This window comes from Armatimonadota bacterium (genome assembly GCA_018268395.1).
Taxonomy (GTDB): domain Bacteria; phylum Armatimonadota; class Fimbriimonadia; order Fimbriimonadales; family Fimbriimonadaceae; genus JAEURO01.
Genome location: JAFDWQ010000001.1, coordinates 1061887 through 1083094 on the forward strand (window position 1 = coordinate 1061887; position 21208 = coordinate 1083094).

At 62.0% G+C, this 21208-nt stretch carries 22 protein-coding genes; 6 read left to right on the plus strand and 16 right to left on the minus strand.

The window, feature by feature from the left end; all coding sequences use genetic code 11:
• Nucleotides 1-21 precede the first annotated feature (21 nt).
• Both purQ and purS read right to left on the minus strand, forming a co-directional pair.
• On the minus strand, nt 22-714 hold the full coding sequence (purQ, locus tag JST30_04865; protein MBS1713650.1) for a phosphoribosylformylglycinamidine synthase subunit PurQ: 693 nt from the start codon (nt 712-714) through the stop codon (nt 22-24).
• Nucleotides 711-944, minus strand: coding sequence for a phosphoribosylformylglycinamidine synthase subunit PurS (gene purS, locus JST30_04870; protein MBS1713651.1), 234 nt, complete (start codon nt 942-944; stop codon nt 711-713). Before purS ends, purQ begins: the two co-directional genes overlap by 4 nt.
• Nucleotides 945-1081: 137 nt before the next feature.
• Here purS and JST30_04875 point away from each other — a divergent pair, with 137 nt between their 5' ends.
• Entirely contained in the window at nt 1082-1444 is a 363-nt protein-coding gene (locus tag JST30_04875) for a hypothetical protein (protein MBS1713652.1), read from the plus strand.
• A 43-nt stretch (nt 1445-1487) separates the two neighbouring features.
• Nucleotides 1488-3524: a S9 family peptidase gene (locus JST30_04880; GenBank protein MBS1713653.1), complete on the plus strand. Its 2037-nt coding sequence runs from the start codon at nt 1488-1490 to the stop codon at nt 3522-3524.
• A gap of 168 nt (nt 3525-3692) precedes the next feature.
• Here the strand turns inward: JST30_04880 and JST30_04885 are convergent, their stop codons facing one another.
• Entirely contained in the window at nt 3693-4529 is an 837-nt protein-coding gene (locus JST30_04885) for a helix-turn-helix transcriptional regulator (protein ID MBS1713654.1), read from the minus strand.
• 393 nt (nt 4530-4922) lie between these two features.
• Here JST30_04885 and JST30_04890 point away from each other — a divergent pair, with 393 nt between their 5' ends.
• Genes JST30_04890 through JST30_04905 form a run of 4 tightly spaced genes read left to right on the plus strand, consistent with a single transcriptional unit; the run spans nt 4923 to nt 9189 of the window.
• The gene (locus JST30_04890; GenBank protein MBS1713655.1) at nt 4923-5303 is read left to right on the plus strand and encodes a very short patch repair endonuclease; all 381 of its coding nucleotides are present in this window, start codon (nt 4923-4925) and stop codon (nt 5301-5303) included.
• Entirely contained in the window at nt 5300-6562 is a 1263-nt protein-coding gene (locus tag JST30_04895) for an ATP-binding protein (protein MBS1713656.1), read from the plus strand. The genes JST30_04890 and JST30_04895 overlap by 4 nt, the downstream gene beginning before the upstream one ends.
• 32 nt (nt 6563-6594) lie before the next feature.
• A complete protein-coding gene (locus JST30_04900) occupies nt 6595-8094 on the plus strand; it encodes a 5'-nucleotidase C-terminal domain-containing protein (protein ID MBS1713657.1) in 1500 nt (499 codons plus the stop codon).
• 30 nt (nt 8095-8124) lie between these two features.
• Nucleotides 8125-9189 carry a hypothetical protein gene (locus JST30_04905; protein MBS1713658.1) on the plus strand — a complete coding sequence of 355 codons (1065 nt, stop codon included), beginning with the start codon at nt 8125-8127 and terminating at the stop codon, nt 9187-9189.
• Here JST30_04905 and JST30_04910 read toward each other — a convergent pair.
• From JST30_04910 to JST30_04970, 13 genes are all read right to left on the minus strand, one after another.
• Nucleotides 9186-9608: a pre-16S rRNA-processing nuclease YqgF gene (locus JST30_04910; GenBank protein MBS1713659.1), complete on the minus strand. Its 423-nt coding sequence runs from the start codon at nt 9606-9608 to the stop codon at nt 9186-9188. The genes JST30_04905 and JST30_04910 overlap by 4 nt on opposite strands.
• On the minus strand, nt 9605-11110 hold the full coding sequence (locus JST30_04915) for a DUF3084 domain-containing protein (protein ID MBS1713660.1): 1506 nt from the start codon (nt 11108-11110) through the stop codon (nt 9605-9607). The genes JST30_04910 and JST30_04915 overlap by 4 nt, the downstream gene beginning before the upstream one ends.
• Before the next feature lies 1 nt (nt 11111).
• Nucleotides 11112-12227, minus strand: a complete 1116-nt coding sequence (locus JST30_04920) for an LptF/LptG family permease (GenBank protein MBS1713661.1) — start codon at nt 12225-12227, stop codon at nt 11112-11114.
• Nucleotides 12224-12961 (minus strand): LPS export ABC transporter ATP-binding protein, encoded by a 738-nt coding sequence (gene lptB / locus JST30_04925; GenBank protein MBS1713662.1) that lies wholly within the window; start codon nt 12959-12961, stop codon nt 12224-12226. Before lptB ends, JST30_04920 begins: the two co-directional genes overlap by 4 nt.
• A complete protein-coding gene (locus tag JST30_04930) occupies nt 12958-13770 on the minus strand; it encodes a hypothetical protein (GenBank protein MBS1713663.1) in 813 nt (270 codons plus the stop codon). Before JST30_04930 ends, lptB begins: the two co-directional genes overlap by 4 nt.
• Nucleotides 13767-14303 (minus strand): hypothetical protein, encoded by a 537-nt coding sequence (locus JST30_04935; protein MBS1713664.1) that lies wholly within the window; start codon nt 14301-14303, stop codon nt 13767-13769. Before JST30_04935 ends, JST30_04930 begins: the two co-directional genes overlap by 4 nt.
• Nucleotides 14300-15346, minus strand: coding sequence for a 23S rRNA (adenine(2503)-C(2))-methyltransferase RlmN (rlmN, locus tag JST30_04940; protein ID MBS1713665.1), 1047 nt, complete (start codon nt 15344-15346; stop codon nt 14300-14302). The genes JST30_04935 and rlmN overlap by 4 nt, the downstream gene beginning before the upstream one ends.
• Before the next feature lie 88 nt (nt 15347-15434).
• Entirely contained in the window at nt 15435-16079 is a 645-nt protein-coding gene (locus JST30_04945; protein ID MBS1713666.1) for a hypothetical protein, read from the minus strand.
• A gap of 12 nt (nt 16080-16091) precedes the next feature.
• A complete protein-coding gene (locus JST30_04950) occupies nt 16092-17054 on the minus strand; it encodes a hypothetical protein (protein MBS1713667.1) in 963 nt (320 codons plus the stop codon).
• Between the two features lie 78 nt (nt 17055-17132).
• Nucleotides 17133-18278, minus strand: a complete 1146-nt coding sequence (locus JST30_04955; GenBank protein ID MBS1713668.1) for a hypothetical protein — start codon at nt 18276-18278, stop codon at nt 17133-17135.
• Nucleotides 18279-18282: 4 nt separating this feature from the next.
• Nucleotides 18283-19404 (minus strand): aminopeptidase, encoded by a 1122-nt coding sequence (locus tag JST30_04960; protein MBS1713669.1) that lies wholly within the window; start codon nt 19402-19404, stop codon nt 18283-18285.
• Between the two features lie 76 nt (nt 19405-19480).
• Nucleotides 19481-20188: a hypothetical protein gene (locus JST30_04965; GenBank protein MBS1713670.1), complete on the minus strand. Its 708-nt coding sequence runs from the start codon at nt 20186-20188 to the stop codon at nt 19481-19483.
• Between the two features lie 263 nt (nt 20189-20451).
• The gene (locus tag JST30_04970) at nt 20452-21147 is read right to left on the minus strand and encodes a PEP-CTERM sorting domain-containing protein (GenBank protein MBS1713671.1); all 696 of its coding nucleotides are present in this window, start codon (nt 21145-21147) and stop codon (nt 20452-20454) included.
• Nucleotides 21148-21208 lie beyond the last annotated feature (61 nt).

Sequence of the window (21208 nt, forward strand, 5' to 3'; positions counted from 1 at the left end):
TCGTCGGCAGGATACCGTCCGTCAGGCTCCGACGCCGACCGCCGCCTGAAGCGCGCCCAAGACCTTGAGCCCGTCGGACGACCCGAGAAGAGGGCGTGTCGCGCGTTCCGGGTGAGGCATGAGGCCGAGGACGTTCCCCGTCGCGTTCAAGACGCCGGCGATGTCGTCGGTCGACCCGTTAGGATTGGCCGAAGCCGACGCCTGCCCGTCAGGGCCGACATAACGGAACGCGATCCTGTCCTCGTCTTGTAGCCGTTCGAGCGTGTCGTGGTCGCACACGTAACGGCCCTCCCCGTGGGCCACGGGACACCGGACGATACCGGTCACTCCTTGCGTCCAGAAGCTGACCCGGTTGACGGGCAGCAGGTGGACGTCGGCGTGGACGAACTTCTCGCTCGCGTTTTGAAGGAGGGCGCCTTCGAGCAAACCGGCCTCACAAAGGACTTGGAAACCGTTACAGACCCCGATGACGGGCCGGCCCTCACGAGCGAACCTTGCGACCTCGGCCATGATGGGCGCCCGGGCCGCCATCGCGCCGCACCGTAGGTAGTCGCCATAGGAAAACCCCCCAGGGAGGAACACGGCTCCGAAACCGTCGAGGCTGGTCGCTTCGTGCCAGACGTACTCCGCCGGGACACCGACATCATTGCGGAGCGACCACAAAGCGTCTTGGTCGCAATTGCTTCCTGGAAACCGGACGACCGCGACCTTCAAGCGACGACCTCAAATCGGAAGTCCTCGATCACGGGGTTCGTCAGGAGGCGCTCGCACATTTCTTTGATGCGCTCTTCCCGAGGTTCGTCGACGACCAGTTCGACGATCTTGCCGATCCGGGCGTCCTGGACCTCTGAATAGCCGAGTTTCTTCAGCGAGCCCGCGACCGTCCGACCGGCTGAGTCGAGCAGCGACGGTTTCAGGGTGACGAACACGCGGACTTTGACCATCGAACGAATTCTGGCAGACGACCGTCTTTTCGGTTGGGCGTAACCCGAAGTCCGGGAGACACGTCAAAATAGCGAACGGTCTAAAGACTCACTTCTTTGTGAATTTGGGCCAATACTGGAACTTCAGGAGGACGGACATGAATTTGGCAATGATCGCTGCAGGAGTCGTTTTGGCTCCAGACATGCAGCCGAAGCCCACGGCGCCAGTGCGCCGTGCCGCCGTGAGCCGGGTTTACAGGTGGATCGCCGTGCCAGGTGGATCGATCGTGCCGGTCTCGTTTCCGTTCACGCTCCTCGTCCCGGTGCCGGTGTCCCAAGACGCCTTCGATTCGGCCACGGTCGAGTTCACGATCACCATGGGCCAAGAAGCCTCCGCGAAGAAGGGCGGCTTTTCCAAGGCGTTCGCCGAGAAGTACAAGAGTGTCCTGACGGACAGCTGGTGCGACAAGACGAAGACCGATCCGAAACTCGTCCTCGACCCGGTCATGTCCGGGTTCTGAACCGGGCCCCCTCGCTTGTTCCGGCGGGCAGTAACCTCGCCGCATGCCGAAACGCCTCGTCACCGCCGCCGATCTGTTGACGTTCCAGTTCGTCGGCGACAGCCAGTTGTCGCCTGACGGGTCAGCGGTTTTGTTCTCGAAGCGTCACATCGACGACAAAAACGCCTACGTCACCAACCTCTTCTCTGTGGACGTACGCACGAGGGAGGTCCGTCAGTGGACGCAGGGTACGGGCGGAGCGGGAGCCGGACGCTGGTCTTCAGACGGATCGAGGATCGCCTTTATCGGGGGCCGGGACAAACCCGGCGCACAGATCTACGTCCTCTCGACCGCAGGCGGCGAGGCACGCAAGCTGACGACGCTGCCCGAGGGTTCGATCGGCGCGTTGATGTGGTCGCCGGACGGTCGTTCGATCGCCTTCCTGTTCCGAGAGTCGCATCCTGCCAGGACGGAGGCGGCCAAGAAGGAGCGGACCGAGAAGGGCCAGAGCGACCCACCCTGGGAGATCGACACGCTGTTCTATAAGATGGACGGCGACGGTTATTTCGGCGGTCAGCGGTTCAAACTGTACGTCTGCGACACGGAGACTGGCGAGTACCGCGAGCTCTATGCCAAAGATCCGCTCGGGTTCTATTCCTTCGATTGGCTTCCCGACTCGTCCGGTCTTGTCGTCGCCCACTCGGCGGCGAAAGACCCGCTGCTAGACAAGCCCAACGACCAACTGTTCATCGTGCCCCTTAAGGGTCGGGCGAAAGCCGTATCCTGCAACACCAAGGGGCAAAAGGGCTCGCCCAGAGTTTCGCCCGACGGCAAGACGGTCGCCTACATCGGATCGGACAGGCCAGAAGATCCCTGGGGAGTCCACAATTTGCGGCTCTGGACCTTGCCTCTTGCGGGAGGCGAAGCCCGGTGCCTGACGGCCGGAGACGACGTGTGCCTTGACGTCCTGACGCTTAGCGACACGATGTTAGGGCACACCGCCGACGGCGGGGGGAGCGGCCTGGTCCAATGGTCGCCTGATGGAAAGAGGATCTTCGTCAGTGTCGGCTGGGAAGGATCGGTCGACGTCGGGATCGTCGACGTCAAGAAGGGCGGGATCACGATGGTAACGAAGGGCGAACACGTCGTGATCGGTTGCAACCTCTCCAAGGACGCTTCGACCATGGCCGTGACCTTCGGCGATGCGCTCAAGCTGATGGAGGTCGGGGTGTTGGACACCGCGAAGGGGACGGTCAAACCGCTGACCTCGTTCAATGCGGCCGTACTGGACGGGCTTGAACTCTCCAAACCGAAGTCGGTCCGGATCGCTTCGACGAACGGGGTCAAGGTTCAAGCTTGGGTCATGGCGCCGACGGGCGCGAAGAAGGACAAGGCCGGTCGGTCCGCCGTCGTGCTTGAAATCCATGGCGGGCCGCACGCCCAGTACGGATGGAGTTTCTTCCACGAGTTTCAAGTCTTATGCTCGGAGGGCTATACCGTGGTCTTCAGCAACCCTCGCGGTTCGAAGGGGTACGGGGAGGAGTTCTGTGCCGCGATCCGGGGGGATTGGGGCAACAAGGACTGGGACGACGTGTCCGCGGTCAAGGACTGGATCAAGAAGCAGGCCTGGGCCGATCCGGCCCGGCTCGGAGTCATGGGCGGATCTTATGGGGGCTACATGACGAACTGGGCCGTGTCCCATACGCACGACTTCAAGGCGGCCATTACCGACCGGTGCGTGTTCAACTGGCTCTCGATGGCGGGTAACTCGGACTTCCCGTTGAACAAAGACGGATATTTCGGCGGGCAAGCATGGGGCCCTCTGGACAAGATCGGCAAACTTTGGCAGCAGTCGCCCATCTCCCACTTCGCGTCGGTCAAGACTCCGATGCTCATCATCCATTCGGAGGGCGACTATCGTTGCCATGTCGAGCAGAGCGAACAAGTGTTCTACGTCTTGAAGTCCCTGGGAGTCGAGACGCGGTACGTCCGGTTTCCGGTGTCGACGTCGCACGGTTTGTCCCGCGGAGGGCCGCCCGACTTGCGGATCCACCGGTTGAACGAGATCACGGCCTGGTGGCGCCGCTACCTGGTCAAGTAACGGGGTCGGTCGGGTCCTTCGTGCCGGATCCGGGCGAAGCCCGGCTGGAGCGCGAACTCCTGCCGGGCCGCCTCCCGTCTCTTAGTTCGGCCTCGACCCCGAAACACGTTCAAAGACGAGCGCGATGAGGACGTCCGTAGGAACCTTCATAGCGTGTGCCGGGCGGGATCAGACCCGCCCGGTCTGTTTTTGAAGCTTCTCTTCCGAATGCTGCAAGTCGACGAAGAGGCTCGGGAGTTTGCGTTCGGCCCGTATCTGGCGCGGAGAGGCCCCGAGCGTGTCCCTGATGAGCTTGCCGAAGTTCGAGAGTTCGGGCACGCCACACCGCACCGCGATGGACTTGATCGGTTCGGTCGTCGATGTCAGGAGTCGGCAAGCGAGATTGACGCGTTCGAGCCGGATGTACTCTTGGACGGTCGTCCCGTGCTCTTGTCGGAACAGCCGGTTCAATTGGCTTTGAGAAAGCTGGACTTCGCGGGCGAGGTCGGCGACACGGATGCTCCGAGAGATCCGCTCGTGGATCAGACCCTCGACCCGTTCGACATAGACGCTTCGGCGGACGTTCTGGGGACCCTCCGCGATGCTCCAAAGGACTTGCCACACGAGCGAGACCTGGCTGACGCGGCTGAACGGCAGGCGGTCGATGACCCGGAGCCAGTCCTGGATCAGCCACGTCATCCGATCGCCGATCTCTTTGCATTGGGGCACGGCGACTTCCTCCTCTTTGGAGTCGTCCGGTTGGAACCAACAGTACAGTTGCTGGTACGGCTCGGGGCCTGACCGTACGATCTGGCACCGGGCCCGCGGCGGGAACACGAGGACGGTCGACGGCTCGAAGGGGACCTCGAACCCGTTACACGTCACCAGTCCGCCGAACGTCGTGGCGACGATTTGCCACTTGTCGGCCGGCTGGTGCCAAGACAGCACCGTCTCTGCGGTCGAATAACTACCAATTCCGAGGATAGCGGGGGCTGATTTCAGGCTGATTCGAAAGAATTGGGCCATCTATCGTCCCCGATTAGGTCTTTTACGTCGAATCTTTTGAGCCTGAAAACAGTTCAAATGCGTAATATGGATCACTGAAGGCGATTGTACACCACTCTCATCAGGCGAGTTTATGGAAAAATTTGGTCTAACACACGGCCGGAAATCTTGGCCCGCCCTTCGGGGCACCGAGGCGATCCGGCGGACGGCCTTCACGGGCCGGATGGAGAGGAGGACGCGAGTCGTCCAGGAAAAGTCAGATCGTTGGGCGGCCCTGCTATCGGCCGCCCCTTTTTTTCTTGTCCCTGGCGTTCGGCTGCCATGTAGAATCCAACCGTGTCCGAAACCGTGAAGCTCTATGGGCTGAACAAGCTGAGGGAGACGTTGGTCGTGGCCGAAAGTACGAGGCGGTCCATGCAGTCGAACCGGGGCAAGGACACCAAGCCCGAACTGGCTCTTCGTAGGGCCTTGTGGGCGGCGGGCCTCCGTGGCTATCGTAAGAACGTACGGAAGTGGCCAGGGACACCGGACGTCGTGTACGGAAGGGCGAAGGTCGCGGTCTTCGTACACGGGTGTTTCTGGCACGGGCACGGTTGCGCCAAGGCCAGTATCCCGCGTTCGAACCGGACGTTTTGGACGGCGAAGATCGAGAGGAACCAAAGTCGGTTCCTTGAGCAGGTCTCGTCCCTCGAAGCCGAGGGCTTTCGTGTCCTCACGGTCTGGGAATGTGAGCTGAAAACCGGCGTGGAAGAGGTCGTCACCCGCATTGGAAGGCTCCTCTCGGAGCAATCTTGAGCACGGCTGAGTGGTGGGACGAGGCGCGCCGGGTCGCTGAGGACTCGGCGGAACGGGTCCGGACTCTTGGCCGGGCGAAGGTCGACCCGACCGAAGCCGCAGCGTTTGTCCACCGTTTCCTTCTACGGGCCGGATTGATCATCGCCTTGGAACCCCAGCGCTGGCTTCGCGAGCCGACAGGCCGGCCGTATTGGGCGTCGCTGTGCGAGGCGCCGGACGTGCCTTACCGCTTCGACCAACGGCTGTCCCTTCTCTTCTTCTCCGGGTTAGGCCAGCCGTCGCGCCGGGCGCGCCAGCTTGTCCGGTCACAGATCGGGGACGTCCCCTACCTTGGGACAGGCCTTTTCGACCCGGACACGTTCGAGTCCGACCAGACAGAGGGCGGGGCCCCTGCCATGATTCCGGAGCCGGTCGTCGAATGGATCCGCAGCGATGGTGCGGCACGGCTGGCGACCGCTTCCCTCGCCGGGCTCGCGACAGGATCCGAATGTTGGGACTCTTCGGAACATGTCCACGACCCCGAATGTGGACGCGGCGACCGGTTGGCCGAAGCTGCGCTCCGGATCGCGTCTGCCTCGAACGGAGACGACAGGCTCCTTGTCGCACGTTTGGACGGTTCTTTGAGCGGATTGGACAGCGACGTCTTGAACGTCCAAACGGCCCGGTTCCGGATCGCCCTGATCGGTCTGGCTTCGCAGAGCGGTCCTGAGCCGGTCCCGCTCCTCGACCTTCGACGAACGGTCCGGGTCGGTGTCGCAGCTAAGTCGGGCGTCTCCGCACTGGTCGAAGGGGCGAGGGTCGAGTTCAAGGCCGCTTTTGACTGGAATCCGGCCAAGGGGCAGCGCAGCGGCGACTTGCAGGCAGGCGTCCTTCGGACGATCGCCGCATTCCTGAACACAGAAGGGGGCTCGCTTTATATCGGAGTCAGCGACGATGGAACCGTAACCGGAATCGAAGAAGAACTGGCGACATTGAGCGACGCCGATCCGCGGGATGTCTTCGAGGGCCGGATCCGAGAGGCCCTGAAGAACCATGTCGAACCGCTCCCGCTTCACCTTGTAGAGCTGAGATTCATTAAGGAACAGTCGAAAGAAGTTATACGTATCGACGTGTTGCCAAGTCCTGGAATCACGTACTTTGTCCGTAAGGGCCCCGATGGTCGACTCCAGGAAGACGTCTGCGTCCGCGACGGTAACCGAACGTTAAGCCTCTCGGGCCGCGCACGGGACCAGTTCGTCGTCCGTAAGTCGGGTGGGTAGCGGCCTTGTAGCCTTCGGGTAAACCCCTCGCCATGAGGCGCTTCTTATTGGCGGGACTGGTCGCCGTATCCGCCGTGGCTTGGGCCGACACGACCGTCACCTTCATCCATACCAACGACCTTCACGCACATGTCGAACCTGTGAAGGTGAAGGGACAGGATCTGGGAGGGTATGCCCGGCAAGCCACCGTCATCAAGCGCCTGAAGGCGTCCGCAGTGAACCCGCTCGTCCTCAACGGCGGCGACACGTTCCAAGGGACGCTCTATTTCAACGTTTACAAAGGAATGGCCGACGCCGCGTTCATGAACGCGGTCGGGTATCAGGCGATGGCGGTGGGCAACCACGAATTCGATCTCGGTCCCTCGGCCCTAGCGGACTTCGCCCGCGCCGTCGACTTCCCGATCCTCGCGGCCAACCTCGATCTTGAAAACGAACCCGCGCTGAAAGGTCTCATCAAGGCGTCGACGGTCTTAGAGGCCGGCGGGGTCAAGGTCGGTATCGTCGGCGCCGTAACGCCCGAGCTTCCCCAGATTTCGAACATCGGCGATAACGTCCGTCTCAAGCCGCTCGTCGAAAGCGTCCAAGCCGAGGTCGACGCCTTGTCGTCACAAGGGATCGACAAGATCGTCCTCGTCAGTCATTGTGGGTACGGTCTTGAAAAGCAGGTCGCGACCAAGTTGCGAGGCGTCGACATGGTCGTGGGTGGGCACACGCACACCTTTCTGGGCGACACGAAGCTACCAGGCGACTTGCGGAGCGGCGGCCCTTACCCCACCGTCGTCAAAGGAGCCGACGGCGCAACGGTCCTGGTCGTCCAGTCGTGGGAATGGGGGAAGGTCGTCGGGCACATCGTGGTGACCTTCGACGACGGTGGCAAGGTGAAAGCGTGGTCGAAGGACCAACCGACGGCCGTGACGTCCGATGTCCCTGAGGATCCATTGGTCCGCTCGATGGTCGCGGCCCTAAGGAAGCCCATTGAAGAACTGATGACCAAGGACGTGGGCCGGACCAAGGCCGACGTCCCCAAAAGCGGCCCGGGCGCACAAGGGGTCATGGCCGACATGATCACGGACGCGATGTTAGAAGCCACGGTGAAGCAAGGGTCGGTCGTGGCCCTCATGAACGAGGGTGGGATCCGGTCGGCGCTGAACGCGGGGCGTATCACGTACGGCGACGCGATCTCCGTCCAACCCTTCAACAACACGCTGACCATCGTCGACTTGACGGGCCAGGAACTGAAGGAAGCACTGGAGTCGGGAGTCCTCTTCGTTTCCGCTGGAACGAGCTTCACGGTCCGGAGCGGCAAAGTGTCGGACCTGGTCGTCGCCGGCCGTCCTGTCGAACTGGAGAAGACCTATCGCTGCACGTTCAATTCCTTCGTGGCCAAGGGAGGCGACGGCCTCGAGGTCGTCAAGAACGCCAAGGGGTATCGGTACGACACCGGGCTTCTCGACATTGACGCCTTGCTCGACTATCTCAAGTCCAAGGGAGAGATCGACCTCAAGCCGCAGAACCGGATCCGTCGGGGATGAGGGCGTCATAATCGCCGACAGAGGATCGAATTGAACCTGATCGCATTGGCCGTTTCGCTGTTCGTCTCGCAGACGGCCGATCCCTGGGACCGGGCCGAACGTGCCCTGGCCTCGTCCCACGGCGTTTCGGCGTTGATGACCGTGACCATCGGTGGTGAACAGGCTTCAGGACGGTTACAGCTTCGGTCACCGGACCTCGTCCGATTGCGATTGACAGGCCCGACTGTGGACATGGAGTATCGACAGAGTCCGCGGGCTTCGATCTACATCGACCATCGCTCGCGCAGCTATCAGTGGTGGCCTTGGTACCCGGAAGCGATGCCCCCTCCGACCACGCCGCAAATGCTCCAGGTCGCCTTTCCGCAAGTCTTGATGCAAGGCAGCTTGAAGTCGTTCGGTCCGAAATCCGGTTGGAAAACGCTCGCCCGGGAAAAGGTCGGCAACGTGGATGCGGACGTCATCTCCGTCGGGCCGCCCGGCGGAAGCGGGACGAAGCTATGGATCGACGACTCCGGCCACATCTTGCGTCAGGTGATGTCGTTCCAGCAGCAGAGCGGACCGTTGACGATCGTGAGCGAGTTCCAAGGGGCGGCTTACGAAGCGTTGCCCGACAGTGTCTTCGGCATCGAACTGCCGGTCGGATACGAACCTGAGGCGACGCCGCGTTTGAACGACACGGCGGTCGTGGGCCAACGTGTCAAACTGACGACAGGGTTGCGCCTTCCCGAAGAGGCACCAGAGGATTTGAGTGGGCTCGGCGCGGTCGCACCGGTGATGGTCGTGGTCACCTCGGACGACCTTGAACCTAGTCCCGATGCCGAGACTTGGCCGACCTTGGCGGCAGCGGCCAAGAAGAAGGGCCTGGCCTTCGTACAGGTATGGGTCGGATCGAAGCCCGTGTTCAAGAAGACGCCGTGGTCGCAGTATTGGGACAAGGACGGGACGTTGGAAGTCCGGTTAGGGCCGACCGAAACGCCCTACGTCTATGTGATCGAGAAAGGAACGGTCGTCTCAGGATGGCAAGGGAAGATCGGCAAACGGTCGGCCGAGGTCGAGCGCGCCTTGTTCGCGCCGTATTCGAAGAAAGACGACTAGTCCGAAAGGACACGTTCCGCAAGGATCAGGGCGACAAAGTCGTCGACGGGTTCCGGCGGCGTCTGTAGCGTCGACGGGAGCAGCTTTCTCCAACCCCGACGGGGGTTGTGTTCCCAGTAGCGTTCCCTCGCCTTGAGGGTCGTGTCCCGTTCGTCGACGACCAGGATCCCGACGCTGGGCAGGCTCTCCCGGATTCCTGCGACGATATCCTTCGACCTCGTCCCAGAGCCGACGATCACCATCGAAAAGGCGTGCTCTCGGACGGCTTCCAAGACGCGGTCCTTGAGTTGTCCTGTGGGGACGACCGCACGCCACAGCAGATCGAGCCTTCCGGCGACCGACCGATGGACCACGGCCATGCCGCACTTGCTGCTCCCCGGGTCGACCGCCAACACCGTCCGTTCTCCGAGAGCCGTCATCGCAACCGGAATTCTAGCTTGAGACGGTCGGCGGCTCGCGTTTCTTGCGAGGCCAGGAACTGGACGCGGATGACCCTGTTGACCGCTTTGATCTCCCGGACGAGGGCCAGGGTCGCGTCGGACTCGAACGTTCCCAACGGGAGCGACGTGCCGACGGCCGGGATCATGCCGTCGCGGACGGCTTTTGCCGCGATGTTCGCGTTCAAGAATTCGGTCAACGCCTTGACGATCTGCTCTTCCGACTTCTGACCGTCGAACCGGGTTTCGATGACGACTTGACCGGACCGATAGACGATCGGATTGTTCTTGACCGTCAACTGGATCAAGACGGGCTCGCCTAAGAACGCATTGAACCAGGAGTTGGCCAAGATGACTTGGTTCCTGTCCTTCCCCGCCAGTTCCGCCGTCTTATCGTCGATCTTTTCCTTGTCCGTCCTGGGTTTTCCACCGGGCCCGATGACGTCGCCAAGCACGGCCGCAGGGCCGCCCCGGGTCGTCGGCTCCGCGCCTCGCTGAAGCGCGGTGTCGGAGGCGTCCTTGAGTATCGCGATCACGTAGTTTCGGGCTTCGGCCAAAGTCAAGCGCCCGCCGACTTGGATACGGGCAAGTTCGTCGCCCCTGTCGAAGATCAGGCGCTGCGTCCGTGGGATGAAGGCTGTCCGGCGGACGAGTTCTTCCGCGCTGGTCTTGACCGATTGGAGCTCGGCGCGGGCTTGCTCGAGATCGGCCTTGGCTTGTTCATAGTTCCCTTGGACTTCTTTCAAGTCTCCCCGGACGAGGTCGAGTTGCGACTTTGACGTGTTGAAGTCGGACTGCAACGTCTCGAGGTCCTTCTTCAGTTCGTTCCGGTCCTTTTCAAGCCGCTTTAGTTCTGTGTTCTGGCGGAGGACCTCCTGGTCGAGCCGCAGGTTCTCCCGCTTGATCTCGTTCAGTTCGTTAACGGCGTAGCTTCGCCGGGCGTCGACGCTCCTGTACTCGGCACGGACGCGGTCGAACTCGTGTTTGAGGGACGACAGGCTCCGTCGCACGTTCGAAAGGTCGGTGCGGACGCGCTTGGCCTGCTCGGTGAGGGCGGTCGAGGCCTTTTTCAGTTCGGCGATGTTGAGTTGCGACTTGCGGAGCTTGGCTTGTTCGGCTTTGACCCGGCCTTGCTCGACCTTGACTTCGCTCCGAGTCTTCTCGAGTTCGACTTCCGATTGGCGGACCGAGTCGTCTGCGGTTTCGAGCTTCTTGTTCAGCGCGACGAGCTGGCTCCTCATCCGGTCGCCTTCGAGGATCATGACCCGGACGGGGGTTGAAAAGAGGATCAGCAGTCCGATCGTGACCAAGGACGCGATCATGCCGAACAGGGCCGTGAACAGCGCGGCAGTGTGCCGCGGTCGGAGCCGACCGATGGTCTTCCGTTTCTTGCCGAAGTGCCGACCGATCAGGTCTCCCCAGTAGGCGAGGAGTCCGCTGAGGACGACGACGACCGCGATGAAGAACAGGCCGGTCGGGCTCATGTCACGTGTTGCGGCGATGGACCAGATAGCCCGCCAACGTGAGTCCGATCACGATGGGCAGGAAGCTGGCCGCAAACGCGGGGACGCGCCCTCCTTGCGCGGATATCGACATGACGTTCGCCAAAACCAGGTAGGCCAAGATGATGATGACAGCCTGCCAGAAGCCCGCCGAGGCCGGGACCCTGTGCGACCGGATCCCTAACGGCGCGCCGACCAGGCTGAAGACCAAGGCAGCCAGCGGAAGGGCGATCTTGTTCCAGTATCCGAATTCAAGGTTCGCGATCTGTGAACGCAGACCTGCGGTCATGTCCGGGCTCTTTCGGAGCTTTTCGATCTGACGGCCCATCTCCTTCATCGGGAGGGCGTCGAGGTCGCGAAGGGCCTTGGCCAGGAGCTCTTCCGGGGTCGCATCGAGATCGGGCATTTCCGTCGGTTGAGCGCTCCCGAACTTCACCAGCGACTTGGCGTCCGCGGACGTCATGCTCCCGCCGCCACGGACGACCCACCGCTTTTCGCTCGTGTACTCCAACTCTTCTACGAAAATGTAGTACGTCGGGAGTTGGTCGGATCCGTAAACGGTCACGATGACGCGGCTCAACGTCCGCTTCGAGAAATCAAAGTCTGCGGCCCAGAACGACGCGACGAGCTTGCCGTCCTTGTAGACCGCTTGCGACATCTCTTGTGCCGTCTTGCCTTTCAAATCCGCTTCGAACCGCTTTTTCAACCCGACGGCTTCTTGCGTGGTCAGAGGCACGACTTGCTCGTTCGTGCAGAACGTGAGGAACGAGACCGCCAGTCCGAAGGCGGCGACAGGCCACATGATCCTTCCGACGCTGACCCCTGCCGCCTTCAAGGCGACGATCTCGCTGTCCCCGCTCAATCGACCGAAGGACAGAAGGCCGGAAAGCAAGACGGCCATCGGGAAGGTCTTCACCATGATGCCCGGCATGAGCAAGGCCGTCAATTGCCCGACGAGCAAGGGGTTGATGCCGTCCGTGATGTAACGGGTCAGTTCGAACAAGAACGACCCCGCCATGATCAGGACGGTGAAGATGGCGACTCCAAAAGCCCACGGGCCGATCATTTCCGAGAGGATCAAGCGGTCCAGCCGCTTCATTCGCCGACCCCGTTCTGACCCCGGACGCCTTCGCCAAGATAGTATTTGCGGACGTGGGGGTCGTTACGGATCGCCCTCTCGTCTCCCTCGGCCTGGATCTTTCCGTCGATGAGGATATGGTTGTAGTCAGTGATCGAAAGGGTCGCCTCGACGTTGTGGTCCGTGATCAAGATGCCGATGCCCTGCTTGCTGAGGCGGCGGATGATGACTTGGAGCTCTTCGATCGTGACGGGATCGATGCCCGTGAACGGCTCGTCGAGCAGGATGAACTTCGGGTCGGTCGCCAGCGCCCGGGCGATTTCGACCCTCCGCCTTTCGCCTCCTGAAAGGACCCCGCCTTGACTCTTCACGACGTGCGTCATGTGCAGGTCCTCCGTGAGTTGGCGGACGCGCTCCTCCGCCGCTTTCCGAGGTGTACCGTGCATCTCCATGACGAGCTTCAGGTTGTCCTCGACGCTGAGCCTTCGGAAGACGCTGGACTCCTGGGCGAGATAGCCGACTCCGGCGCGGGCCCGCTTGAACATCGGCCATGACGTGACCGTCGTCCCGTCGAACTTCACTTCGCCTTGGTTCGGTCGGACCAGGCCCGTGATCATATAGAACGTGGTCGTCTTCCCGGCCCCGTTCGGACCGAGAAGCCCGACGACTTGGCCCTGCTCGATGGCGAACGAGACGCCGTCGACGACCCGGCGGCCCTTATAGGCTTTCACCAACCCTTCCGCCCGGATGATCATTGGCCGTCCTTGTCCCGAAGGCTGCCGGAACCGGAGCCTTTGGTCCGGACTTTGACGACTTCGAAGTCTTTGTCCAATGTGACCGAAGCTTGTGCGACGTCGAAGTCGAGGATCGTCCCGATCTTGTCCGGCTCCGTCTTATCGCTCGTCAGATGGACGTTCCCGGTCAGAGTGAGCACCTTGTTATCGCCTTCGGACCGGGCGTCGAGAGTGTTGCCGGTGAGCGTATAGAGGACGATCTTGCCTTTGCCGTCCCTTTCGTCCACCGTGATCGTCACGGGGCCGGAAACGTCGGCCGAGATCAATGGGTTCTCGTTCTTTTCCGCAAGAGAGCGCAGGACGAACGTACCTTTTGAGCCCCGCATGACCATCGTCCGCTTTCCGTAGTCCCCGCTCCGTGTGTTCGTGAACAGGATCGCCGTCGGCACTTTGACCGTGGCCGTGTTGCCGTCGTCGACCAAGTCGACCGAGGCGCTCTCGAATCGGGACGTTCCGGCGTTGTCGGACACGGTCAAGACCACGTTCCCCTTCATGTGCCCGGACTTCAAGTGCATGTCGCCGTCCTTGCCGCGGTTGATCAGACCGGTCATGTCCCGGCACGAGAACTCGAGGTTCTGATCCTTGGAAAACCCTCGGACGGGGTTGCCCGAGACTTCGAACGTCATGGACGTTTTGTCCGGGAAGGTGGTCGACGACTCCACGAACCACATGGCGAACCGCATGCGCTTGTCCGACAGTTGCGGGCCTTGTTGTCGGGCGACCGATCCCACAGCGGCGAGGACGAAGGCAAGGGCGATGGTTCGTTTCATTGGAATTTGGCCGGAGTGGCGATCTTCTTCAGGTCGGGCGTCGCCCAGATTTCAGGCAATGGCCCCAAGACCATGCCTGCCGAGGTTACCGTGACGTCGCCTTTAGCCACGAACCGCCCCAAATCTTGATCGTAAACGAGCGCTTTGGCCGCCAACGTCAAGCCTCGGACTTCGTCCGTGACGTTCACCTGGCCGTCCAAAGTCAAGACGCCCTTCTTCCGATCGACGGAACCGTGCGAGCCTTTGAACCGACTGACGACCTTTCCGGCCCTGACGACGTTTCCGGACACGCCCGCGAGCGTCCCGCTCGCGACGCCGTCCCGTTCGAACGAGATGTCGGACGTTTCCGAAAGCACGACGAACGATGTGCCCTGTTCGGCTCCGTTGACCGTGATCTCCGTCCCTTTTGCCGTCACGTCTTTGATCGGGGGCGCCTGTGAGTCAGGCTCGCTCGATCCTTCAGGACGGTTGCTCACTTTCGTCCCCGCCGGAGCTCCGCACGACACCATGAACGTCGCCAGGATCAGGGTCATGAGGAGAGCGGGACGTGAGATAAGGACTCCCTCCTTGCGAAGCGGCCCGTGTGCTGTCCGGCCAGTTGTCCACAAGCCGCCGCGATGTCGTGGCCCCTTTCGACCCGCTCGGTCACGTTGACGCCCCGCGATTCGAGCCCCTTTCGGAACGCGGCGATCCTCTCCCTAGACGGCCGGGCGAACCCGTTTCCGGTATCGACCCAATTGAACGGTATGAGGTTGACGACGCTCGGCATCCCTTTGACCAGACGTGCGAGCGCTTCGGCCTGTTCGGGCGAGTCGTTGACGTCCTGGATCAAGAGGTACTCGAAGGTGGCCTTTCGGCCCGTGGCCCTCTGGACCTGGCGCATGGCATCGACGACCTCGGCGACGGGCCACTTATGGTTGACGGGCATCAACCGGCTGCGGACTTCGTCAAACGGCGAATGGAGCGACAGCGCCAGGTGGACCGGTAGCGCGAGTCTGGCCAGTTCCAGGATCTGAGGCACGATCCCGACCGTCGAGACCGTCATGTGCCGATAGCTCAGACCCACTTCTTCGTGAAGAACCGTCAATGCACGGAGCACGTTCGGCAGATTGAGAAGCGGTTCGCCCATCCCCATGAGGACGACATGGCTGATCCTTCGCGGACTTAACCTCTGAAGCATCAGGTACTGCCCCACGATCTCTCCGGCCGTGAGGTTGCGGTCGAATCCGCCGAGGCCGGTCGCACAGAACGAACAGCCCATCGGGCATCCGACCTGGCTGCTCAGACAACAGGAAACGCGGTCTTCGTACGGAAGGTGGACGCACTCGTACACTTGGCCGTCGCCGTTATGGACGAGGAGCTTGTCGACGTCGTCGCTCGAGTGCCGGTGGGAGACCGTGGTGAGTCCATCGACGTCGTACGATTCGTCTAAGAGGGCCCGGAACGGCGCGGGCAGGTCGCCCATCGTCGAGAATGTGGGCGCCGCCTTCCCATAGATCCACTTTGCCAACTGGCGGCCGCGGAAGGGCCTTTCGCCAAGGCTTTCGGCCAAGGCTTCCAGTTCCGAGGTGGACATCCCCACCAGGGTCGGGCGGGGCGTGGACACCCTCGGATTCTACCGGAGGGCCAAGTCCTGCTCCGGACTGCCGTCAGGTTCGACGGCTTCAGCCCTTCGGCTTGGTCTCGACTTTGATCGTCCGGTTCTCCGTCCGGACGTACGTCAGGCCGGCCGCCTTGGTCACGACGTCCATCGCGTACTTGAACGACGTGCCGATCAGGAAGGCGTCCACCTTATAAGCAGGGACTTTCGGGTCGACCTCGATCGTGATCCCGGCTTGCTTGCCGAACTCGGCGAAAACGTCTCTGATGTCGGCCTTCGAAAGCTTCGTGGTCACCCGCTTCTGGAGGTCCTTTTCGTCCAAGCGGCCGAGCGGTTTCGGAGAAGCCTGGACCGTCTTCTCGGGCGTCACCGAAACAGGGGGCGCGATCCGGGTCAAGAAGTACACGCCGTTATTGACCTCGAACTTCAGATTGGCCGCATGGCACACGATTTCGAGCGCTTCGTCGAACGGCACGCCCGAGAGGGCCAAATAAAGGGACGTCCGCACGTTCTGATCCAGAACGAAGCTCTTCTTCGACTGGTTGAACAGGTCGAACAAGACTTCTCGCACGTCGCGACCTTTCGCCGCGATCGTCACCAGACCCGTGTCCTGTGAGATCTCGACGTCAGACGGGGTTCCTGAAGCTTTGTCTTGGCTCCAGACCGCCGGAGCAAGGGCGAGGGCGCAGACCAGTAGCAGAGGTTTCATGATGGTTCTCGGTTAGGGTTGGTAGATGCGGACGACGTTGCGGGGTGCTTTTCGATTGACCTTTCGGGCCCTCGGTTTCGAGACATGAGCCGAGGCCTTGCCGGACGACGAGCGGGGTGCGGTGACTTTCGGTCTGGCGGCCGTCGACCGGGTGGTCGGCTTGTCCGCCGGCCGGCCGGTCGCTTTCGTGGCGGGCTTCTTAAGGGGCGCGGCAGAGTCCGCGATCAGGAGGTCGCCCCCGACTTTGTCGAGTTCGTGGGTGACGGTCTCCTTATGCGGTTTCCCCGACGCGTTGTTCCCTGACGACGCGACTTCAGCATTCGGGTCCGGAGTCGTTCCTTCCGGGCCAGTGGCATGGGGCGCGTCCTCGTGTCGAGGCTCTTCGCCTCTCAAATCTGGTGACAGCGGCGGTGGTCCCGTTGCGAGACCGTGGCCGGTATCTTCGTGGCCCGACGTTTCGTCCTTGACGGCGGTGTGTTCCACCGTGGCCTCAGATTGAGTCGAGTCGCCGGCGGCAGGCTTCTCGGTGATGACGCTGCTCGCCCTGGCGCCGAAAAACGCCGACGGCTGTCTCATGAAGGTGCTCATCGTGACGAGCACGGCCGCAAGACTCAAGGAGAGGACGAGGTTCTTCGGCGTCTTGAACGCGTCGAAGAGGGACGTAGGATAGGGGGCTTTGCCCGGCACCGACACAAGTCCAGGAACGGTGTGGGCCTGAGGCGGCTCGCCCACGATCTTGGCTTTGAGGCGTTCGACCAGTCCCCGCTTCTCTTTGGCGACGACGACGGCCTGTGCGATCTCGGCGGGTGCACCGCCTAAGGCTTCCCGCTGTTTGTTCGCTTCAGCCTTGCACTCAGAACACGCCTTGAGATGGCGCTCCATCTGGTCGAGAAGCTCATCAGGAAAGTCGACGCCCGCCAAATAGCGCTTCATCTGCGCTTGGATCAGCTGGCATTCGATGCTTTGGACCGACATCCTTGACACTCCTTGTGAGGTTTTTCCCGTTGGGCCGAGCGGGGCCCAGTAGGATTGTCGGTCGTCGTCGTCGGTTCTTTAGCCCGGCCCGAGCCGTTCACCGAGAACGGCGCTCACACGTTGGCCGTTCCGGTAGAGCAGGAGCTCGAGCGGGACGTCGCCGTCTGTTTGGACCGCCCGGGAAACGGCAGCGACGTCGAGGCCCGCTCCCCGCTGTTTCACAGCGACCACCCTGGCACCCGTCGATCGGAGCGCGGTCTTGACGGCGGCGGCACGCCAGGCTCCGTGCCACCTGACTTCGAAGCGGGAACGGAGCCACGCGCTCTCGATCGCCTTTTCCGAGGTCAAGTACCCGTTCGAATCGCCTAGTCCGTCGAGACCGAGACAGCCCAAGCCATGGGCGCGGATAAGGGCGGGGTCAGATTCGAAGACGAACCTCGAAGGCTCGGAGGCCGTGCTCCGCAAGGTCAGCTCACCCGGCGACCACGAACCGCTCTCCACCTGGACGGCCCAAACCCCGGCCACGTGCTCTCCTTGAAAACCGCCGAAGTGGACGAGGGCTTCCTTACATTCGGACGCGTGGGACACGAACCATCGGTCCGGGCTGAGCGAGTCGAGGTCTTTGTCGGAAAGGAGCGGGGTCAGCTTGACTCTGGCCGCCCTTAGCGTGCGGAGCTTCTCGGCGAGGACGTCGAGACGCGGCGAAAACCGGGCTGGATCGAACGTGCGTTCGCCGCCCTGACGCCTTGCGGGATCGGCGAACGCCAGATCGAAGTCCCAAGTTGCTTCGAGACAGTCCTCGACCCGGACTTCCGCGTCCTGGCCAGAGACAGCCAGGTTGTGCCTCGCCATGGCGGCCCGTTCGGCGTCGGTCTCGTAGCCGATCGCGGTCCGGCCTTGGCTCAGGGCGATCAAGTCGCCGCCGATGCCTGTGGTCAGGTCGACGACCTTCCCTTCGGGAAAACCGAGGATGTGGACGGCGGCCGAGACCTCTTCGTGAGTCGCCATCTCGAGGGATTCGCGGTCGAAGAGCATCTGCCCGGCAAGAGCGAATTTGGACCGTGCTCTCGACCGTAGCTCCCATTGGAGGAACGCCCATCTTGCCGCCTCGTCCCCGACCGACGCGGCAAGGCGTCCGATCTCTTTCGGAACGGGCTTGCGGTCTTTGGCCAGCTCCAGGGCTTGGATCCGGACCGGATCGAGAACCGTCCCAGTCCCCGTCACGACGTTATCCCAGTCGGTCGGGGTTCAATCCTTCGAGCTCGGGTAAGACGAAGACGCCGTCCTTACGGATCAAACGGTCGTCGAACCAGATTTCGCCCCCACCGTAGTCGGGCCGCTGGATGAGGACCGTGTCCCAGTGGATCGCGCTCTTGTTCCCGTTGCCGCCCGGAGGCGGATACGCGTTTCCGGGCGTAAAGTGGAAGCTGCCCGCGATCTTTTCGTCGAACAGGGTGTCCTTCATCGGGTGAAGGATGTAGGGGTTGAACCCGATGGCGAACTCGCCGATATATCGGGCGCCCTCGTCCGTGTCGAGGATTTGGTTGACTTTGTCGGTCAAGGCGCCGGCCGAAGCCTCGACGATCTTGCCCGCCTTGAAGGCGTAGCGGATGTCCTTGAACTCGGTCCCTTGATAGAGGCTGACGGTGTTGAACTGGATCGTGCCTTCGACAGACTCTTTGACGGGGCACGAGAAGCACTCGCCGTCGGGGATGTTGCGCAATCCGACACACGGCTTGCTCCCGATGTCCTTGATGCTGAACCGTAGGTCAGTCCCCGGTCCCTTGATGTGGACGCGGTCGGTCGCGTTCATCAGGTCCTCGAGGGGACGGCACGCCGCCTCCATCTTCTTGTAGTCCATCGTGCAGACACGGAAGTAGAAGTCTTCGAAGGCCTGAGTCGACATCGCGGCCTGTTGCGCCATGCTGGGACTGGGCCATCGCAAGGCCACCCACTTCGTGTTCGGTACGCGCCGTTCGAAGACCACCGGCGTTGCGTAAACGCGTTGCCAGAGGGCGACGTTTTCGCTCGGGACGTCCACAGTGTTGCTGACGTTGTGCCCTCCACGGATGGCGATGTAGGCCGTCATGCGGTCCATTTCGTAGGCTTCGACGTCGGCGATCAAAGCCGCGTTGGCCTCGTCCATATCGAGCATCGCTTGACGGCGGACGGTCTCGTTCTCCAACCGTACGACGACTTGTGCGCCCCTTGACCGTGCGACCTTGACCACTTCGGCCACGGCCTCGAAAGGAACGTCGGAGGCGTGGACGAGCACACGGTCCTCGGGGGTCAGGCGCGTCGAATGGTCGCACAGGAGCTCGGCGAGCCGCGAGACACGTGGATCGAGCATTCCGGAAGGTTACCGTCCGCTCGGTCGGGCCCGCAGACGGGTCAAGGCCCGGGGCTTAGCCCCGGGCCGTCCGGCCTTAGCTGCCTCGTGACGAGATGAAGCGCTGGCCGTAGAACACGAACGGGAAGTCTTGGCCGGACAACCCGTCTTGAACGGAGTACCAGCCCGCCCCCCCGTTGTTCGACTGGAGCGCGTTGGCTCCGTAGGTCGTCTTGTACCCAGGATTAGCCAGGTACGGCGTCCAGGGGCCGGAGAAAGGCCAGGTTCCGGTCGCCGACCAGACCAGGTAATAGTCGCCCGGCGTCAGGACAGTGTCGAACTGGACGTCCACTTGCTGAAGCCACCGGATGTCGAGCGGCTGACCGTTGTGGATGCGGAACATGTCCGACATCTTCGCCCTAAGGAAGCTGCCGGTGCTTACGAGGGCACCGACCCCGCCTGCGGCCGTCTTCTTCCGGATCTCGAACAGTCCGCCTTTCACAGTCGGGACGACGGCGTTGGTCTGGTACATCCAAAGGGTCGCACCTGTGACCTGCCACTTGGTGTTCGAGACCGTGAAGTCGTCGGCCAACCGGTCGTTACCCCCGTTCCAGTTCGCAGAGCGGAAACCGCAGACGGTGCAACCCTTCTGCACTTCGCTCCAGAACCCACCGAGCGAACGGGTGCCGGTCTTGAGGCCTTCTTGACCGACGTCGTTCGCTTCAGCGTTGTTGTAGACGATTTGACCTTGAGTGAAGCCGTTCGCGCAGGCGCAAACGGCCAGAGAAATCATGATCGCTTTCATTCTTCAAACTCCGCCGGGAAAACCCGGCTGCAAAAAAACCAGTCCTCAAGACGAGGGCAGGTACTCAATATTCTGGTGATCTGGTCACCGAAAGTTCGTGCCTAAGCTCGAATTTCAGGTATTAATGCGGGACTTTTTGGGAAACTTTTGGAGGAATGTCGGCGTCTACACACTCTTATCTTAGTTTGGGCCACGTTTCTATATGAAAAGGTCGGGGCATCCTTAGGAAGGACGCTCCGACCTGAATCGGGCGGGTTATAGGCTCACTTTCGGCGCTTACGGGCCAAAGCCACGGTGCCGGCTCCAAGCGCGAGCATCGAGAACGGTTCGGGAACCACGTTGAACTGCATGCCGAAGTTCGCCGCGGGGTTTCCGCCGAAGGGCGAATTGAAGACCGTGCCCGCAGGATTGTTGCTCAGGAAGGAGCCCGGTGTGCTGCTCACGAACATCTTGTCCGCGCTCGTTCCGACCGTAGGAGGCCCGTAAAGGCCCATGCCCAGCTTATCGAGTTGGGCAGCCGTCGTACCCGACGCGCCGCTGTTGTCGAAGAAGAACCCGACCCAGAGGTTGGCGGACGGCAGGACGATGTTGTTGGCGGTCAGGTCGGCAGAGTACAACGTCACGCCGGTGCCGATCGACGTTGCAGCGAACGTGACGCCGCCAAGGGCCGTTCCCGGACCGCCGCCCGTTCCGTCCGTCTGGAAGAACCGGAGCCGCATGCGGGCGGTCGTGGCCGACGTGTTCAGGTTCGCGATGGCGAACTTGATCGCGCCGAGCTGACCGCTTCCCGTCATGTTCAGGTCGTCGAGGACGATGTTCGTCGTCAAGACGCCGCTGACCGACGTGGTGCCTCCCGCGGCGAAAGCGGAAGACATGAACGACGTCGTGTTGTCGTAGACCAGTTGGGCGTTCGCCCCTACGCTTATGGCGACCGACGCCAAGATTAAGACCTTCTTCATTGTTGTCATGACCCTCAAGCCTCAGGAGTTCGATCCCTCGAGGCCAAGACAAAATGATATA

What these genes read in the sequence shown, in the direction of transcription:
- purS (MBS1713651.1), bottom strand. Translation starts at nt 944, where the DNA reads ATGGTCAAAGTCCGCGTGTTCGTCACCCTGAAACCGTCGCTGCTCGAC.
- JST30_04875 (MBS1713652.1), top strand. Translation starts at nt 1,082, where the DNA reads ATGAATTTGGCAATGATCGCTGCAGGAGTCGTTTTGGCTCCAGACATG.
- JST30_04880 (MBS1713653.1), top strand. Translation starts at nt 1,488, where the DNA reads ATGCCGAAACGCCTCGTCACCGCCGCCGATCTGTTGACGTTCCAGTTC.
- JST30_04885 (MBS1713654.1), bottom strand. Translation starts at nt 4,529, where the DNA reads ATGGCCCAATTCTTTCGAATCAGCCTGAAATCAGCCCCCGCTATCCTC.
- JST30_04890 (MBS1713655.1), top strand. Translation starts at nt 4,923, where the DNA reads ATGCAGTCGAACCGGGGCAAGGACACCAAGCCCGAACTGGCTCTTCGT.
- JST30_04900 (MBS1713657.1), top strand. Translation starts at nt 6,595, where the DNA reads ATGAGGCGCTTCTTATTGGCGGGACTGGTCGCCGTATCCGCCGTGGCT.
- JST30_04910 (MBS1713659.1), bottom strand. Translation starts at nt 9,608, where the DNA reads ATGACGGCTCTCGGAGAACGGACGGTGTTGGCGGTCGACCCGGGGAGC.
- JST30_04915 (MBS1713660.1), bottom strand. Translation starts at nt 11,110, where the DNA reads ATGAGCCCGACCGGCCTGTTCTTCATCGCGGTCGTCGTCGTCCTCAGC.
- JST30_04920 (MBS1713661.1), bottom strand. Translation starts at nt 12,227, where the DNA reads ATGAAGCGGCTGGACCGCTTGATCCTCTCGGAAATGATCGGCCCGTGG.
- lptB (MBS1713662.1), bottom strand. Translation starts at nt 12,961, where the DNA reads ATGATCATCCGGGCGGAAGGGTTGGTGAAAGCCTATAAGGGCCGCCGG.
- JST30_04930 (MBS1713663.1), bottom strand. Translation starts at nt 13,770, where the DNA reads ATGAAACGAACCATCGCCCTTGCCTTCGTCCTCGCCGCTGTGGGATCG.
- JST30_04935 (MBS1713664.1), bottom strand. Translation starts at nt 14,303, where the DNA reads ATGACCCTGATCCTGGCGACGTTCATGGTGTCGTGCGGAGCTCCGGCG.
- rlmN (MBS1713665.1), bottom strand. Translation starts at nt 15,346, where the DNA reads ATGTCCACCTCGGAACTGGAAGCCTTGGCCGAAAGCCTTGGCGAAAGG.
- JST30_04945 (MBS1713666.1), bottom strand. Translation starts at nt 16,079, where the DNA reads ATGAAACCTCTGCTACTGGTCTGCGCCCTCGCCCTTGCTCCGGCGGTC.
- JST30_04950 (MBS1713667.1), bottom strand. Translation starts at nt 17,054, where the DNA reads ATGTCGGTCCAAAGCATCGAATGCCAGCTGATCCAAGCGCAGATGAAG.
- JST30_04960 (MBS1713669.1), bottom strand. Translation starts at nt 19,404, where the DNA reads ATGCTCGATCCACGTGTCTCGCGGCTCGCCGAGCTCCTGTGCGACCAT.
- JST30_04965 (MBS1713670.1), bottom strand. Translation starts at nt 20,188, where the DNA reads ATGAAAGCGATCATGATTTCTCTGGCCGTTTGCGCCTGCGCGAACGGC.
- JST30_04970 (MBS1713671.1), bottom strand. Translation starts at nt 21,147, where the DNA reads ATGAAGAAGGTCTTAATCTTGGCGTCGGTCGCCATAAGCGTAGGGGCG.